The sequence below is a fragment of the Ornithinibacillus halophilus genome, from assembly GCF_900129485.1.
GTDB lineage: Bacteria > Bacillota > Bacilli > Bacillales > Amphibacillaceae > Ornithinibacillus > Ornithinibacillus halophilus.
The window spans coordinates 1-15,277 of the sequence record NZ_FQVW01000015.1 but is presented as its reverse complement, the minus strand read 5'-3'; the positions used below and the strand labels follow the sequence as shown (position 1 = coordinate 15,277).

14 protein-coding genes are annotated in these 15,277 nt (G+C 36.4%); 11 read left to right on the top strand and 3 right to left on the bottom strand.

What is annotated here, in order from left to right:
* The first annotated feature begins 63 nt into the window (after positions 1-63).
* The gene (locus BUB12_RS07995; RefSeq protein WP_072889832.1) at positions 64-267 is read left to right on the top strand and encodes a zinc ribbon domain-containing protein; all 204 of its coding nucleotides are present in this window, start codon (positions 64-66) and stop codon (positions 265-267) included.
* Positions 268-325: 58 nt separating this feature from the next.
* Here BUB12_RS07995 and BUB12_RS07990 read toward each other — a convergent pair whose 3' ends face one another.
* Entirely contained in the window at positions 326-1,612 is a 1,287-nt protein-coding gene (locus BUB12_RS07990; protein ID WP_072889830.1) for a S1C family serine protease, read from the bottom strand.
* Between the two features lie 204 nt (positions 1,613-1,816).
* Between BUB12_RS07990 and BUB12_RS07985 the strand changes: the two genes are divergently transcribed.
* From BUB12_RS07985 to BUB12_RS07960, 6 genes are all read left to right on the top strand, one after another.
* A complete protein-coding gene (locus BUB12_RS07985) occupies positions 1,817-2,497 on the top strand; it encodes a response regulator transcription factor (RefSeq protein ID WP_072889828.1) in 681 nt (226 codons plus the stop codon).
* 4 nt (positions 2,498-2,501) lie between these two features.
* Complete coding sequence (locus tag BUB12_RS07980) at positions 2,502-3,842, top strand: sensor histidine kinase (protein ID WP_072889827.1); 1,341 nt, start codon at positions 2,502-2,504, stop codon at positions 3,840-3,842.
* Between the two features lie 103 nt (positions 3,843-3,945).
* Positions 3,946-5,775 (top strand): translational GTPase TypA, encoded by a 1,830-nt coding sequence (typA, locus tag BUB12_RS07975; RefSeq protein ID WP_072889825.1) that lies wholly within the window; start codon positions 3,946-3,948, stop codon positions 5,773-5,775.
* A 180-nt stretch (positions 5,776-5,955) separates the two neighbouring features.
* A complete protein-coding gene (gene treP / locus BUB12_RS07970) occupies positions 5,956-7,905 on the top strand; it encodes a PTS system trehalose-specific EIIBC component (RefSeq protein ID WP_072889823.1) in 1,950 nt (649 codons plus the stop codon).
* 17 nt (positions 7,906-7,922) lie between these two features.
* Positions 7,923-9,584 carry an alpha,alpha-phosphotrehalase gene (treC, locus tag BUB12_RS07965; protein WP_072889822.1) on the top strand — a complete coding sequence of 554 codons (1,662 nt, stop codon included), beginning with the start codon at positions 7,923-7,925 and terminating at the stop codon, positions 9,582-9,584.
* 68 nt (positions 9,585-9,652) lie between these two features.
* Complete coding sequence (locus BUB12_RS07960) at positions 9,653-9,922, top strand: YkvA family protein (protein ID WP_072889820.1); 270 nt, start codon at positions 9,653-9,655, stop codon at positions 9,920-9,922.
* A gap of 18 nt (positions 9,923-9,940) precedes the next feature.
* Here the strand turns inward: BUB12_RS07960 and BUB12_RS07955 are convergent, their stop codons facing one another.
* On the bottom strand, positions 9,941-10,126 hold the full coding sequence (locus BUB12_RS07955) for a hypothetical protein (RefSeq protein WP_072889818.1): 186 nt from the start codon (positions 10,124-10,126) through the stop codon (positions 9,941-9,943).
* A gap of 109 nt (positions 10,127-10,235) precedes the next feature.
* Positions 10,236-10,649 carry a DUF4064 domain-containing protein gene (locus tag BUB12_RS07950; RefSeq protein ID WP_072889817.1) on the bottom strand — a complete coding sequence of 138 codons (414 nt, stop codon included), beginning with the start codon at positions 10,647-10,649 and terminating at the stop codon, positions 10,236-10,238.
* Positions 10,650-10,859: 210 nt separating this feature from the next.
* Between BUB12_RS07950 and BUB12_RS07945 the strand changes: the two genes are divergently transcribed.
* The 4 genes from BUB12_RS07945 (at position 10,860) to BUB12_RS07930 (ending at position 15,222) form a co-directional block, all read left to right on the top strand.
* Positions 10,860-12,011 carry a thiolase family protein gene (locus BUB12_RS07945; protein ID WP_072889815.1) on the top strand — a complete coding sequence of 384 codons (1,152 nt, stop codon included), beginning with the start codon at positions 10,860-10,862 and terminating at the stop codon, positions 12,009-12,011.
* Between the two features lie 11 nt (positions 12,012-12,022).
* Positions 12,023-12,796: a 3-hydroxyacyl-CoA dehydrogenase gene (locus BUB12_RS07940; protein WP_072889813.1), complete on the top strand. Its 774-nt coding sequence runs from the start codon at positions 12,023-12,025 to the stop codon at positions 12,794-12,796.
* 14 nt (positions 12,797-12,810) lie between these two features.
* Entirely contained in the window at positions 12,811-13,953 is a 1,143-nt protein-coding gene (locus BUB12_RS07935; RefSeq protein ID WP_072889811.1) for an acyl-CoA dehydrogenase family protein, read from the top strand.
* A gap of 117 nt (positions 13,954-14,070) precedes the next feature.
* Positions 14,071-15,222, top strand: a complete 1,152-nt coding sequence (locus tag BUB12_RS07930; RefSeq protein WP_072889809.1) for a CapA family protein — start codon at positions 14,071-14,073, stop codon at positions 15,220-15,222.
* Positions 15,223-15,277: the final 55 nt, after the last annotated feature.

Below are 15,277 nucleotides of genomic sequence, written 5' to 3'. Positions count from 1 at the left end.
TGCGCTTTTTTGTGAAACCAATACAGCGATTTTAACGTAAGAATTAATAAGGAGAGTGATACAATGAGTGAACATGGATGTATTAAATGTGGAAGTACAAATGCAGAGCAGAAAGAAGTTGCGATGACAGGTACAGGATTATCTAAAATGTTTGATATTCAGCACAATCAATTCATCGTAGTTTATTGTAAGAATTGTGGATACTCGGAGTTTTACAATAAACAAAGTTCTGGCGGAAGTAATATTTTAGATTTATTTTTTGGATAAAGAAACAGAGGCTGTTATCTGGAACAGCCTCCGAAAGATCCTCTACTAATAAGATTTATTAAATTGAGTCACGATCTGCAAGTTCTAATTCAACTGTATGTGCTTCTCCATTACGGTAAATTTCAATCGAAACTGTTTCACCTACGGATGTTTCAGAATACATATATTTACGTAATTCTAGGATTGAGGTTACGGCTTCACCATTTATCTTGGTAATTACATCAAATTGTTGTAATCCAGCATAATCAGCAGGAGAACCTGTCTCTACACTTGCAATAACCATTCCACCCTCAATATCTTCTGGTACTTTAATGTTATGTTGATACTGTGGTGGTACTTGATGAATAGCTGCTGTACTAATACCAATGAATGGACGAGCAACTTCACCATTGACTTCTAGTTGTTCCATAATTGGTAATGCGGAGTCTATTGGTATTGCAAAACCAATCCCTTCTACTGCGCGAGTTGCAATTTTCATGGAGTTAATACCAATAACTTTTCCATCAGCATCTACTAATGCACCGCCGCTATTTCCAGGGTTGATGGCAGCATCCGTTTGAATAACCTCAGTAATCCAGTCGGCAGAACCGTCTCTATTCGTATCAATGCTCACAGAACGATCCTTCCCACTAATAATGCCTTTCGTAAGTGAATTCGCAAATTCCAGTCCTAAAGGATTTCCGATAGCAAGAACAGTTTCACCAACTTTAATGTCACTAGATGAACCTAGGCTAGCAACAGTATCTATCTTGCTGCCATCGACTTGCAAAATGGCTAAGTCTGTTAATTCATCAGAACCTAACACTTTTGCGGCAATTCGGTCTTCATTGTTTAACACAATTTCAACTTCTTCTGCACCATCAACTACATGGTGATTTGTCACAACATATGCCTTTCCATCTTCTTTTTTATATATAATACCGGACCCAGTACCTGCTTCCTCACTAGTGGTCCAGATGCTCTGTCTTCTCAAGTTGACGACCCCGACTACTGCTTTTGAAGCTTCTTCGATAGAGGAAGCTGATACAGCATCATCGGTAGCTAATGTCGTAACAATTTCAGGTTCATTTTCTTGTTGGCTAGCACTTGCAATGAACGTATTATCAGGTTGTTGTTGAATTGGAAGTACATTATTTATAATTAATAAGATGACGATGGTTGATGGGATAAGTCCACCAATTAAACCCACAAAAAAGCTTTTTAAGTTTGGATTACTCTTTTTAGGAGTTACTTGATTTTGTAAGGTGTTCTCCTCGCGATTATAATTAGTATGATAAGTATTTTGTTTGTCTTCATAATTAAGAGTGTTTTGTTCCTCTCCAAAAGGTTTATTGTTGTTTTCCATACTATGTCACCCTCTACTATATGATTATCGTGAAAATACCATTAACAGTATTATCACTTCTATAAATAATCATACAAATAGGTCTAGGGATAGCTTGGGAAAAATTGTGGAAAAAATGTGTAAAAATATTCTTTCGTTGTCCAGTAATCCTTAATTATGTAAAAATAAGAGTAAATAAGTTGCGTGGCTAGGGAGGTACGGTTTATGAATCAACACATAGGGATTGTGGAAGATGATCCGAATATCCAAAATATTGTCTCTGCCTTTTTAAAAAAAGAGGGATTTGAAGTAACAGTATTGGGTTCTGCAGAGGAAGGATTGAAATTATGGGAGTCAAATCCTCCAGATATGTGGATCTTAGACATTATGTTACCTGGTATGGATGGCTATGAATTCTGTAAAAAAATTCGTAACGAAAGTGATGTACCAATTATTATAATATCCGCAAAAGATGAGGAAATCGATAAGATACTAGGCATTGAATTGGGTGGGGACGATTATTTAACTAAGCCATTTAGCCCTAGAGAGTTAGTTGCTCGGGCTAAACGATTATTCAAGAGAGTACAACCTACGTTAACAAAGGAAGAGAGTGAAAATTTAAAAGTAGAAAAACTCGAAATTTACCCAGAAGAGCGTCGTGTCTTTTGGAATGGTCAGGAAAAGGAAGTGACTACAAAAGAGTTCGATATGCTTCGTTTATTTGCTGAAAATATAAACCGAGCATTTTCTCGTGAAGAATTACTTGTGAAAGTTTGGGGAGAAGATTATTTTGGTAGCGATCGGGCAGTAGATGATTTAGTCAAAAGAATTCGTCGAAAGTTTGCTGATTTACCTCTAGAAACAGTCTGGGGTTATGGGTATAGATTAAGGATGAAAGAGGAATAGATGCATGAAACTTCAAAATCAGTTAATTGCTGCGTTTACTGGGTTACTACTTATTATTATGGCTGTTACAGGTTATGTGATCTATTCTTTAATTTTGGATTTACTTATTCAAGATGAACAACGTCAATTAGAGCAAAAAGGAGAAATTTTAGTTTCTGTTCTAAATGAAACATATAGTACTCGACAAAGTATGGAACAATTAAATGATTTCTTAAAAGAACAAGACTTACAGTTATTTCTCTATGATCGAAAACAGAACGCAGTTTTACAATCTACTATGTCCAATCAAGTTGTAACTGGATTTTTCCTAAATAATGACTTTTCAGATACAAGTGAAGAACTATGGGAATTCGGCAATAATAAATTTGTAACATCACGTATCAAGTTTTTACCAGAAAGTTTAGGAATTGAGATGATTCTTTTAACCCCCTTAACGGATTTACAACTGGTTCAACAAGATTTTATTAAGAGGATGTTACTAGTATTTCTAATCGGGGCTCTTATTGCTATTCTACTCAGTTACTTCTTAACTAAAAAGCTAGTGACACCACTGTCCAACTTAAAACTGCAGTTAAAGAAAATTGAAAATCGCAAATTTAATGAAGTGGAACCTGTTGTTGCTTCAGGTGAAATAAAAGAAGTCGCTCAGAGTGTATATGAAATGGCTAATGAACTTCAAAGATACATTAATACGCAACAAACCTTTTTTCAAAATGCGAGTCATGAGTTAAAAACTCCACTAATGACAATTCAAGGTTATGCAGAAGGAATAAAAGAAAAAATTTTTGATGACAAAGAGCAAGAAAAGGGACTTGAAGTGATGGTTTCTGAGGTCAATCGGCTCAAGAAGATTATTAATGAAATGATTCTCTTAGCTAAGCTAGAGAGTGAACAATCTGTTTATAAGCGAGAGAGAATAATTGTTAATGACCTAATAACGAAAGTGAACGACAGACTAAAGCCATTGATGAACGAGAAACATTTAAGATTGGATTACAAAATAGAAGAAGAAATATATTTATACGCAGATGAAGAAAAAATGCTAAGGGCGCTTTTGAACTTATGTTTCAATGCAGTTCGCCATGCAAAAACTCTCGTTCAAATACATGTGACGAAACATAAAAATCAAGTGAAAATTACAATAGAAGATGACGGTGAGGGCATATCGGAGGAATTAATCCCTCATATTTTTCAACGCTTCGTAAAAGGTAAAAGTGGGGAGACTGGTTTGGGTCTTGCCATCGCTCGTGCAATAATTGAGCAATCTGGTGGAAGAATAGAAGTAGGTAATACGCATCAAGGTGGTGCAATATTTACCGTAGTATTTCAGCCAGTTAACCAATAATGGATAACTATATTAGCATCAAAAAAATAAAAGACATGCTTTAGTGATTGTGTTATACTAATATGGTTTGATTCATTTCGTATGAAAGAGGAGCGTACTTTTTATGCAATTAAGAGAAGATATTCGTAATATCGCAATCATTGCCCACGTAGACCATGGTAAAACAACACTTGTTGATCAATTACTGAAATACTCAGGAACTTTCAGAGAAAATGAACAAGTTGATGAACGAGCTATGGACTCTGGTGACATTGAGCGCGAACGTGGAATTACAATTTTGGCAAAAAATACTGCCATTAATTATCATGATACAAGAATTAATATTTTAGATACACCAGGACACGCCGATTTTGGTGGAGAAGTTGAACGTATCATGAAGATGGTTGATGGTGTGGCACTAGTTGTGGATGCCTATGAAGGAACAATGCCACAAACACGTTTTGTTTTGAAAAAAGCTTTAGAACAAAAATTAACACCAATTGTTGTATTAAATAAAATCGATCGCCCAAATGCAAGGCCACAAGAAGTGGTTGATGAAGTACTTGATTTATTTATTGAACTAGGTGCAGATGATGAACAATTGGAATTCCCGGTTGTTTATGCTTCAGCAATTAATGGCACATCAGGACTAGAACCAGAAGAGCAAGAAGAAACAATGGATCCAATTTTTTCAACGATCTTAGAGCATATTCCTGCTCCTGTAGACACTAGAGAAGATCCTTTACAATTCCAAGTAACTTTACTTGATTATAACGATTATGTAGGAAGAATTGGGGTTGGACGTGTTATTCGAGGAAGCATTAAAGTTGGACAGCAAGTAGTCGTTATGAAGAAAGACGGGTCAACTAAATCATTCCGTATTAGTAAGTTATTCGGATTTATTGGTTTGAAACGTATTGAAATTGAAGAGGCTGTTGCCGGCGATATCGTAGCCGTCTCCGGTTTAGATGATATTAATGTTGGTGAAACGATTTGCCCTGTAGACCATCAGGAAGCATTGCCTTTCTTACGTATTGATGAACCTACACTACAAATGACTTTCTTAGTAAATAATAGTCCTTTTGCAGGTAAGGAAGGGAAATTCGTTACAGCCAGAAAAATTGAAGAACGTTTAATGAAACAATTAGAGACAGATGTAAGCTTACGTGTTGATCCAACCGAATCACCAGATGCATGGGTCGTATCTGGGCGTGGAGAATTGCACCTATCTATTTTAATTGAGAATATGCGTCGTGAAGGTTATGAATTGCAGTTATCGAAACCAAAAGTAATCATTAAAGAAATTGATGGTGTGAAATGTGAGCCTGTTGAACGTGTACAGGTTGATGTTCCTGAGGAGTATACTGGTTCTGTCATGGAATCATTAGGAGAACGTAAAGGTGAAATGCTTGATATGGTGAACCACGGGAATGGACAAGTTCGTATCGAATTTAAAGTTCCTTCTCGAGGATTAATTGGGTATTCTACTGAGTTTATGTCTCAAACACGTGGATATGGTATTTTAAATCATACTTTTGAGGCATATGAGCCATTGATTCAAGGGCAAGTTGGAGGAAGACGCCAAGGTGTACTTGTTGCTTTGGAAAATGGAAAAGCCTCCACTTATGGAATTATGCAATTAGAAGACCGTGGTATTATCTTTGTAGATCCTGGTACGGAAGTGTATGCAGGAATGATCGTAGGAGAACATAACCGTGATAATGACTTAACAGTTAACATTACGAAAGAAAAACATTTAACAAATGTTCGTTCTGCTACGAAAGACCAAACATCTACTATAAGAAAAACAAGAAAGATGTCTTTAGAAGAAGCGCTTGAATATTTAAGTGAAGATGAGTATTGTGAGGTAACTCCAGAATCAATTCGTTTACGTAAAAAGATTCTTAACAAGAGTGAACGTGAAAAAGCGGCAAAACGAACAAAATTAGTTTAAAAAGTGAAAACCGACAATTGTCGGTTTTCTTTTTTTTTGTTGATGTCTCAAAAAGAGGGGTATAAAAGAAATCTTAGATAAAAGTTATGACTATAACTAATAAGGGTAAAATACAAAAGAGAATTGTAAAAGTGAACCTTAAGGCTAAAATAATAATACTGAACTATAAAGGAGGTTCCAATGGTGACGCTAAATAATAATGAGATTTTGATCTATGCTCCATTAACAGGGAATGTTATATCCTTAGAAGAAGTACCAGACCCAACATTTGCTCAAAAAATGATGGGGGATGGTATAGCAATTGCCCCCACTGATGGAAAAGTTGTTGCTCCATTTGATGGTGAAGTTATACAGGTGTTTCCTACTAAACATGCAGTTGGACTAGTTAATGAAGCAGGAGTAGAAGTACTTATTCATATAGGTTTGGAAACCGTTGCACTCGATGGAAAAGGATTTGAAGCTCATGTAGAATCTGGTGCAACCGTCAAAACAGGTGATCCTATCATTAGTTTTGACTTGGATTATATTAAGGAAAATGCAAAAAGTACGATTACACCAATCATCATTACTAATGGAGATCAATATGCTCCATTAGAGAAAACGGAAGAAAAGGATGTCGTTGCAACTGACTCTGTCTTATTAGGAACAAAATTAAAAAGTGTAGAAGAGCCAACGAAACAGGACACATCTACAGCTAAAAGCTCTAGTTCTGTGGAATACGGTGACGAAGCAAAGACGATTGTTGCAGCAGTTGGTGGTACAGATAATATTAATGCAGCGACTCACTGTGTAACTCGCCTTCGTTTTGCTTTAGATGATGAAGATAAAGTCGATAAAGACAAGTTGGAAGATATGGACCTTGTTAAAGGTTCTTTTTCAGCAAATGGCCAATTTCAGATCGTTATTGGACAAGGTACTGTAGATAAAGTTTATAAAGCAATGGTACAAGAATCAGGAATTTCTGAAGCGTCTAAGGAAGATGTAAAAGCAGCAGGTGGAAAAAAACAAAATCCATTACAACGAGGAATCAAAGTATTAGCTGATATCTTCATCCCAATATTACCTGCAATCGTAACAGCTGGTTTATTAATGGGGATTAACAACGTGTTAGCTAATCCAGGAATCTTTGGTAGGAATGCACCAGCACTCATAGAAACCTACCCACAATGGGCGGGGATTGCCGATATGATCAATATCATCGCAAATACTGCCTTTACGTTTCTACCGGCTTTAATTGGTTGGTCTGCTGTTAAACGATTCGGTGGGAGTGAATTATTTGGAGTAGTGTTAGGTTTAATACTAGTCCATCCTGACTTAATGAATGCTTGGGGATATGGTTCTGCAATAACTGAAGGGGAGATACCTACTTGGAATCTATTTGGATTAGAAATTGAAAAAGTAGGGTATCAAGGACAAGTATTGCCAGTACTACTTGCTTCATGGGTATTAGCAAAAATAGAAATATTTTTGAGGAAACGAGTGATGGATTCCTTGCAATTACTGGTAGTTGCACCAATTGCACTGCTAGTGACAGGATTTTTAGCATTCATCATTATTGGCCCAATCACATTTACACTTGGAAACTGGATTACAGAAGGCTTAGTATCCATTTTTGACGCTTTTCCAATTGTTGGTGGTTTATTATATGGTGCCCTTTATGGTCCGTTAGTTATTACAGGAATGCATCACACCTTCTTGGCAGTTGACTTACAATTATTAGGTAGTACAGGAACTACATTCTTATGGCCGATTGTAGCATTATCTAATATTGCTCAAGGTGCTGCTGTTTTTGCGATTATGCTAGCAGCCAAAAATGAGAAATTAAAAGGTCTAGCAGGTACATCAGGAATCTCAGCATGGCTTGGTATTACAGAACCTGCAATGTTTGGTGTAAATTTACGGTATCGTTACCCATTCTTTGCAGCAATAGCTGGAACTTCCATTGCTGGTGCCTTCATTACATTTCAGAGTGTAAAGGCTAATTCTATTGGTGTAGGCGGAATCCCCGCCCCGTTATCTATTGTTGCAGATGACTGGATTTCCTACCTAATAGGCATGGCAATTGTTATTATCGTTCCATTTATCATTACCTTTTTAATAGCTAAACGCAGATTAAATGAAGAAGAATAACTATGGGGGTGTACGTCATGAATGAATCATGGTGGAAGAAAGCAACCGTTTATCAAATATACCCAAAAAGCTTTAATGACACAACAGGAAATGGAATTGGTGATATTCAAGGGATTATTGAGAAACTTGATTATTTAAATGAACTAGGTGTCGACGTTATTTGGTTGACACCTGTTTACCAATCTCCACAAAAAGATAATGGATATGATATCAGTGATTATTTTTCCATAGAACCTACTTATGGAACGATGGATGATTTCCAGCAACTATTAGATGAAACTCATAATCGTGGAATGAAGCTGATTATGGATTTAGTAATCAACCACACTTCAACAGAACACGAGTGGTTTAAACAGTCAGCTTCTTCGAAAGATAATCCTTATCGAGATTTCTATATTTGGAAAGACCCGGTTAATGGAGAGGAACCTTCAAATTGGGAATCGAAATTTGGGGGCTCTGCATGGAAATTCGATGAAAAAACTGGTCAATATTATTTACATTTGTTTGATGTAACTCAAGCAGATTTAAACTGGGAAAATGAAAAAATGCGCAATGAAGTTTATGATATGATTCGTTTTTGGGCTGAGAAAGGTATTGATGGATTTAGGTTAGACGTTATCAACTTAATATCTAAGAATCAAGAGTTTCCAAATGATAATAGTGGTGATGGAAGAAGATTTTATACGGATGGTCCTAGAGTGCATGAATATTTGCATGAAATTAATCAGGCTGCATTTTCCCCGTACAATATGATGACCGTTGGTGAAATGTCATCTACTACCTTGGAGAATTGTGTTCTTTATACGAATCCAGAAAGAAAAGAATTAGATATGACTTTTCAATTTCATCATTTGAAAGTTGATTATCCAAATGGAGAGAAATGGACAAAAGCGCCCTTCGATTTCCTAGAATTAAAGAAAATCCTTACTCATTGGCAAGTTGGTATGTATGAAGGTGGGGGATGGAATGCATTATTTTGGTGCAATCATGATCAGCCACGGGTTGTTTCAAGGTTCGGTGATGATAATGACTACCGTACTGAATCTGCGAAAATGCTAGCTACAACTATTCATATGATGCAAGGAACACCGTATGTGTACCAAGGAGAAGAAATAGGAATGACAAATCCAAACTTTACATCTTTGGAGGACTATCGGGATGTAGAGTCACTTAATGCATATGAAATCCTTAAGCAAAAAGGAAAGTCTGACGAGGAAGTCATTGAAATTTTAAAGCAAAAGTCTCGTGACAATGCTCGCACACCAATGCAATGGTCAGCAAATGAAAATGCAGGTTTCACAAGTGGAACACCTTGGATTCAGCCAGCAGCCAATTATAAAATGATTAACGCAGATAGTGAACTAAAGCGTCCAGATTCAATTTTTTCACATTATCAAAAGTTAATCCAATTACGCAAAGAGTATGATATTATAACATATGGAGATTATCATCTATTGCTTGAAGAAGATCCGAAGATTTTTGCATATACGCGTAAATGGAATGATGAATTACTAGTTGTAATTAATAATTTTTATGGTGAGGAATCGGCGTTGAATTTAGAACTAACAGGGTTTGAAGACCCAACGATATTAATTTCTAATTACAAAGATTCTGGGATGAATATAAGCGGTACAACGTTAAGACCATATGAGTCAATTGTATATTATGTGAAAAAATAATCTCATTCACCATCCAGGGCATCATCCAAGATTGTCTGAAATAGCCCATGCTCATAAGGGGGAGTTCGATGCGCTGGTTAAAAAGAATTGGTTTTTTGTTAAAATTTCATAAGTCTATTCCTTTTCTATGGGGATTTTTTCGTTCTAAAGAAGTAAACCTTAAGAAAAAAGTGTTATTTATATTTATTATGCTAGGATATATTGCTTTTCCAATGGATCTTATTCCGGATTATCTTATTGGAATAGGAATTGTTGATGATATAACAATCGCGATTTTTATTCTTCAATTGATGGTTAAGGTAGCGCCTGAATCATTGAAAGAGAAGTATGATTTTTAATCGAAAAAAAGAACCCAATCAATTCTTGGGTTCTTTGTCATTATTTTTATCAGGTATATACTTTGTGTAATATGCAGCAAATACTAAGCTGATTGAAGTTAGTCCCCAGGTAACAATTCCTGACCACTGAAGGTCAAACTGCAGACCTATAATTAAGATAAGAGCACTAATGACCAAAAATATTGCTGTTAAATACCGTTTCATAGGACACCTCAGGGAATAATTTGTACTTCATTCTATTTATACCACAAGTATGATAAATTAATAAGTATTATTACCTATTTTATGAGATTTCAGATGTCTAGCTCTACGCTTATTCTTCAATAATCGTTTTAGGCTTACGAGCGAAGCACATGATACCAGCGATAACATAGAACAATCCTGCAAAAATTCCTGCTCCAAAGGTTACAACGGCAAACACAAGTGCTGTTGCTATGAAAATAATCCCTGCAATCTTTGGCTGTTTATTTCCTTTAAGCAATACCATAGCAACAATACCTAATATAACAGCTATAATGGCAGCTATAAGAATAAAAGTACCACCTGAGCCAATCCCTTCAATAATGTCACTAGTTGATACGCCTAAATCATCAGGTGCTTCGGCCAATGCCTCCTCTAAAAATTGAGGATTGTTTTTTAGCCAAATAGCAAAAACACCCATTAATGCAAGAAAAGAATAAAAAACGGCTCCCACAATCCCTAAAATTACCTCACCAGTTCTTTTCATAGTAATTTCCCTCCTATACTATACTTAGTCAACAAATAGTAATACGTATTATATTTAATATTGTTTCATAAAAACGGCTATTGGTAAAATATTTTATTGCCCATATAGTAGTACCTCAATTCCTGAAGTAATTGAATGGGCATTCATATACTCGTCTTATTTTCTAGAGTTTTCATAAAACTTATAATAAAATAAAAATGAGGTGATTAAATGAGAGAAGTAGTAATCGTAGATGGATGTCGAACAGCAGTAGGTCGTCGGAAAGGGTATTTTTCAGATTATCGTGCAGATGATTTAGCTGCAGTTGTTTTAGAAGAAGTTGTTAAACGTTCCAAAGTGGAAAAAACAGAAATTGAGGACGTCATACTAGGTTGTGTTACTCAAGTAAATGAACAAGGGGGAAACATCGCTAGAACAGCTGCTTTAATCGCTGGTTTTCCGACCTATGTACCTGGGGTAACAATTGACCGTCAATGTGGCTCTAGTCAACAGGCAATACATTTTGCTGCACAAGCGATTGCCTCAGGTGACATGGATATCGTGATCGCTGGTGGTGTTGAAAGTATGACACGCTCACCGATGTTTTCTAATATGGGCAATTCAAAGCCGAGCAAAAAACTAACGGATAAATATGAAATTGTAAATCAAGGAATTTCTGCTGAAAAAATTGCAGAGAAATGGAATTTGTCACGAGAACAATTGGATGCGTTTTCATTAAAAAGTCACCAAAAGGCATTACAAGCTATAAAAGAAAATAAATTTCAACAAGAAATTGTTTCAGTTGAAGTACCGGACGATGAAGGGAATACAAAAATAGTAGAGATTGATCAAGGCCCTCGTGAAGATACATCTTTAGAAGTGTTGTCCCAATTGTCACCAGTTTTCCAAGAAGGTGGAAAAATAACTGCAGGTAATGCTAGCCAGATGAGTGACGGGGCTAGTGCTGTCTTATTAATGTCTGCTGACAAAGCAAAAGACTTAGGTTTAAAACCAAAAGCACGAATTGTTGCTCGATCAGTGGTAGGGTCTGACCCGACCTTAATGTTAACAGGTCCAATAGCAGCAACAGAAAAGGTATTATATAAAGCAGGATTAACAATAGATGATATGGATCTTTATGAAGTAAATGAGGCCTTTGCATCTGTTCCACTTGCTTGGTTAGAAGAAACTGGAGCGAACCCTGATAAATTAAATGTAAATGGTGGTGCAATTGCGTTAGGGCATCCACTGGGAGCGACAGGGACAAAATTAATGACAACACTACTGCATGAATTAGAAAGAACGAATGGACGTTATGGGTTACTTGCTATTTGTGAAGGTATGGGGATGGCTAATGCAACCATCATTGAAAGAATAGAATAGGAGGGGGAACGATGGATTCTAGAGATGTAGTAGCCATTGTAACTGGAGGAGCTTCCGGGCTTGGAGAAGCAACGGTAAAAAATATTATAAATACTGGTGGAAAAGTAGCTATTTTTGATTTAAATAAGGATCGTGCTAACAGATTAATAGACGAAATAGATCAACCAGATAAACTCATATTCTTTACAACAGATGTAACAATCCCATCCCAGGTAGAAGAGAATATAAAAAAAGTAAGAGAGTATTTTGGAACTATAAATGTACTGGTTAATTGTGCTGGGATTGCTACACCAGGTAAAGTTTTAAGTCGTAAGGGTCCAATGTCGTTAGAAGCTTTTCAACAAGTCGTTCAAATAAATCTAATAGGGACGTTTAACGTATTAAGGATTGCTTCATCTTACATGGTTGAAAATATGCCAAATCAAGAAGGAGAGCGTGGTATCATCATAAATACGGCATCTGTAGCTGCCTTTGAAGGGCAGATTGGTCAAGCGGCCTATAGTGCTTCTAAAGGTGCTGTTGCAAGCATGACACTGCCAATAGCACGGGAATTTGCAAATCAAGGAATACGTGTGATGGCAATTGCACCTGGATTATTTGAAACTCCGATGTTTGATACATTACCAGAACCTGCTAAAGAGCAATTAGGTCGTTCCGTTCCCTTTCCTAATCGATTAGGCTATCCGAGAGAATATGCAAGATTAGTAGAAAGCATTATTACAAATCCGATGTTAAATGGAGAAGTCATTCGATTGGATGGAGCCATTCGTATGCAGCCAAAATAAAGGGAGTGGATTTCATGGGTAAATATCGATTTGAAACGGAAGAACATGAATTGTTTCGTTCAACTATTAGGAAGTTCCTTGAAAATGAAATTGAACCATACTATGAGGAATGGGAAAGAAATCGAATAATACCTAGAGAGATTTGGAAGAAGTTTGGGGAAATGGGATTTCTATGCCCACATGTAGAGGAGCAATATGGGGGACTTGGGTTAGACTTTAGTTATTCTACCATTATCCTTGAAGAACTAGAACGTATTGGTACTAGTTTAATTGGTATCGGGTTACATTCAGATATTGTCGTCCCATACATTGAGTCTTATGGAACTAGTAATCAAAAAAGTAAGTGGTTACCAGGATGTGTCTCAGGGAATTTTATAACAGCAATTGCAATGACAGAACCTGGTGCTGGTTCAGATTTAGCAAATTTAAAAACAACAGCCATTCCAAATCGGGATCATTATGTAGTTAATGGGCAGAAAACATTTATCACAAATGGAATACATGCTGATTTAGTATTAGTTGCTGTTAAAACTGATCCTGATGCAAAGCATGGAGGAATTAGTTTGTTGATGATTGAAGAAGGAATGGAAGGCTTTTCCCGTGGTAAGAAATTAGACAAAGTAGGGTTACATGCACAAGATACAGCGGAATTATATTTTGAAGATTGCAAGGTACCTAAAGAGAATCTAATAGGTGTAGAAGGAGAAGGATTTAAATATTTAATGGAAAAGCTTCAGCAAGAGAGACTGGTGGTTGCTATAGGAGCACAAGTAGCTGCAGAAGATATGTTAGAGATGACACTTGATTATGTGAAGTCAAGAGAGGCTTTTGGTAGATCTATTAGTTCTTTTCAAAACACAAAGTTTAAGCTAGCAGAGATTGCTACTCAGGTAGAACTAGGTCATTCTTTTATTGAATCATTGATAGAGGACCATATTAATGGTAAAGACATTGTCACTCGAGTATCAATGGCCAAGTACTGGCTAACAGAAACGGCCAAAAATATCTCATCAGAATGTATGCAATTGCATGGTGGGTATGGGTATATGGAGGACTATAAAATAGCAAGACGATATCGCGATATTCCGGTTGCAGCCATCTACGCAGGTACCAATGAAATAATGAAAACGATTATCGCAAAAAATATGGGGATATAAGAGTAGAATTAAAAGTATGAGTTATAGTAAGAAATAGGAACTATACATTAATCTTTTGGAAATAAATGGGGACAAAATATGTTATGATTGGGTAAAAAGAAAGAGGAGTATCTATCTATGAAAAGGTTTGGGTCAGTAGGAATTATCCTCATACTAATTATTTTATCTGCATGCTCAATTAATCAGGAAGAACAAATTGCTAATCATCACATTGAAAAGAATATGGAGGCTATTGAATATCAAGCACCAAAGCCAATTGAACGAGAAATTACCTTTTCTGCTATTGGAGATATATTAATACACGGCACTGTTTACAACGATGCAAGAACAGAAAATGGCTTTGATTTTAAGCCAATGATTGAACGAGTAAAGCCATATTTAAGTGATACCACTATCTCAATTGCGAACCAAGAAACAATGATTGGTGGAGAGGAACTAGGGTTATCTACATATCCAACTTTCAACAGTCCCACGGAGGTAGGGGACGCATTAAAGTGGGCTGGTATTAATGTGGTTACATTGGCAAATAATCACACTCTTGACCGAGGAGAAGAGGCCATTCAACGTGCAATTGAACATTGGGAAACGATTGATATGATGTATACAGGTGCTTATAAAGATGAAATGGACCGGGAGCAATTAAGAGTCTTTGAAACGGATGAAGGAATTTCGGTAGCATTATTATCTTATACGTATGGGACCAATGGAATTCCTGTACCGATTGGAAAAGATTACTTAGTGAATTTAATTGATCAACAGCTAATTGCAATGGAAATTGAGGAAGCAAAAGAAAAGGCAGACGTTGTTGCGCTTAGCTTACATTTTGGGAATGAATATGAGCGCTTACCTAACCAATTTCAGAAAGATTTAGTTCAGTTTGCATCTGACCAAGGTGTTGACGTAGTGATAGGTCATCATCCACATGTTCTGCAGCCAATTGAGTGGGTGACAGGTGAAAATGGAAACAAGACGTTAGTTGCTTATTCATTAGGGAATTTTCTTTCTGGTCAAGATAAGTTTTATCGTCAAATTGGTGGGGTATTTAAGTTTTCTGTGAAAAAAACCACAGAGGGAAGAAGTGAATCCATTGAAGTTCACTCACCAAAATTCCTTCCAACCTATGTGAAAAATACAGGGAGAAGGAACTTTGAAGTAATCCCAATGTACCAACTAACAGAAAGTGACTTACCGAATGCAAGCTATCACTATGAGGAAATTAAGGAACACATGGCGCAATGGTTGCCAGAATTGGAGTTTATAGAAGGATAAGAGGCTGGGACAAAAGTATTCTAATAAAGCACAAACCCGAACAATGTTATGTTTG

What these genes read in the sequence shown, in the direction of transcription:
- BUB12_RS07940 (WP_072889813.1), top strand. Translation starts at nt 12,023, where the DNA reads ATGGATTCTAGAGATGTAGTAGCCATTGTAACTGGAGGAGCTTCCGGG.
- BUB12_RS07990 (WP_072889830.1), bottom strand. Translation starts at nt 1,612, where the DNA reads ATGGAAAACAACAATAAACCTTTTGGAGAGGAACAAAACACTCTTAAT.
- BUB12_RS07930 (WP_072889809.1), top strand. Translation starts at nt 14,071, where the DNA reads ATGAAAAGGTTTGGGTCAGTAGGAATTATCCTCATACTAATTATTTTA.
- BUB12_RS07985 (WP_072889828.1), top strand. Translation starts at nt 1,817, where the DNA reads ATGAATCAACACATAGGGATTGTGGAAGATGATCCGAATATCCAAAAT.
- BUB12_RS07980 (WP_072889827.1), top strand. Translation starts at nt 2,502, where the DNA reads ATGAAACTTCAAAATCAGTTAATTGCTGCGTTTACTGGGTTACTACTT.
- BUB12_RS07950 (WP_072889817.1), bottom strand. Translation starts at nt 10,649, where the DNA reads ATGAAAAGAACTGGTGAGGTAATTTTAGGGATTGTGGGAGCCGTTTTT.
- BUB12_RS07995 (WP_072889832.1), top strand. Translation starts at nt 64, where the DNA reads ATGAGTGAACATGGATGTATTAAATGTGGAAGTACAAATGCAGAGCAG.
- BUB12_RS07945 (WP_072889815.1), top strand. Translation starts at nt 10,860, where the DNA reads ATGAGAGAAGTAGTAATCGTAGATGGATGTCGAACAGCAGTAGGTCGT.
- BUB12_RS07960 (WP_072889820.1), top strand. Translation starts at nt 9,653, where the DNA reads ATGCGCTGGTTAAAAAGAATTGGTTTTTTGTTAAAATTTCATAAGTCT.
- BUB12_RS07955 (WP_072889818.1), bottom strand. Translation starts at nt 10,126, where the DNA reads ATGAAACGGTATTTAACAGCAATATTTTTGGTCATTAGTGCTCTTATC.
- BUB12_RS07935 (WP_072889811.1), top strand. Translation starts at nt 12,811, where the DNA reads ATGGGTAAATATCGATTTGAAACGGAAGAACATGAATTGTTTCGTTCA.
- treP (WP_072889823.1), top strand. Translation starts at nt 5,956, where the DNA reads ATGGTGACGCTAAATAATAATGAGATTTTGATCTATGCTCCATTAACA.
- treC (WP_072889822.1), top strand. Translation starts at nt 7,923, where the DNA reads ATGAATGAATCATGGTGGAAGAAAGCAACCGTTTATCAAATATACCCA.
- typA (WP_072889825.1), top strand. Translation starts at nt 3,946, where the DNA reads ATGCAATTAAGAGAAGATATTCGTAATATCGCAATCATTGCCCACGTA.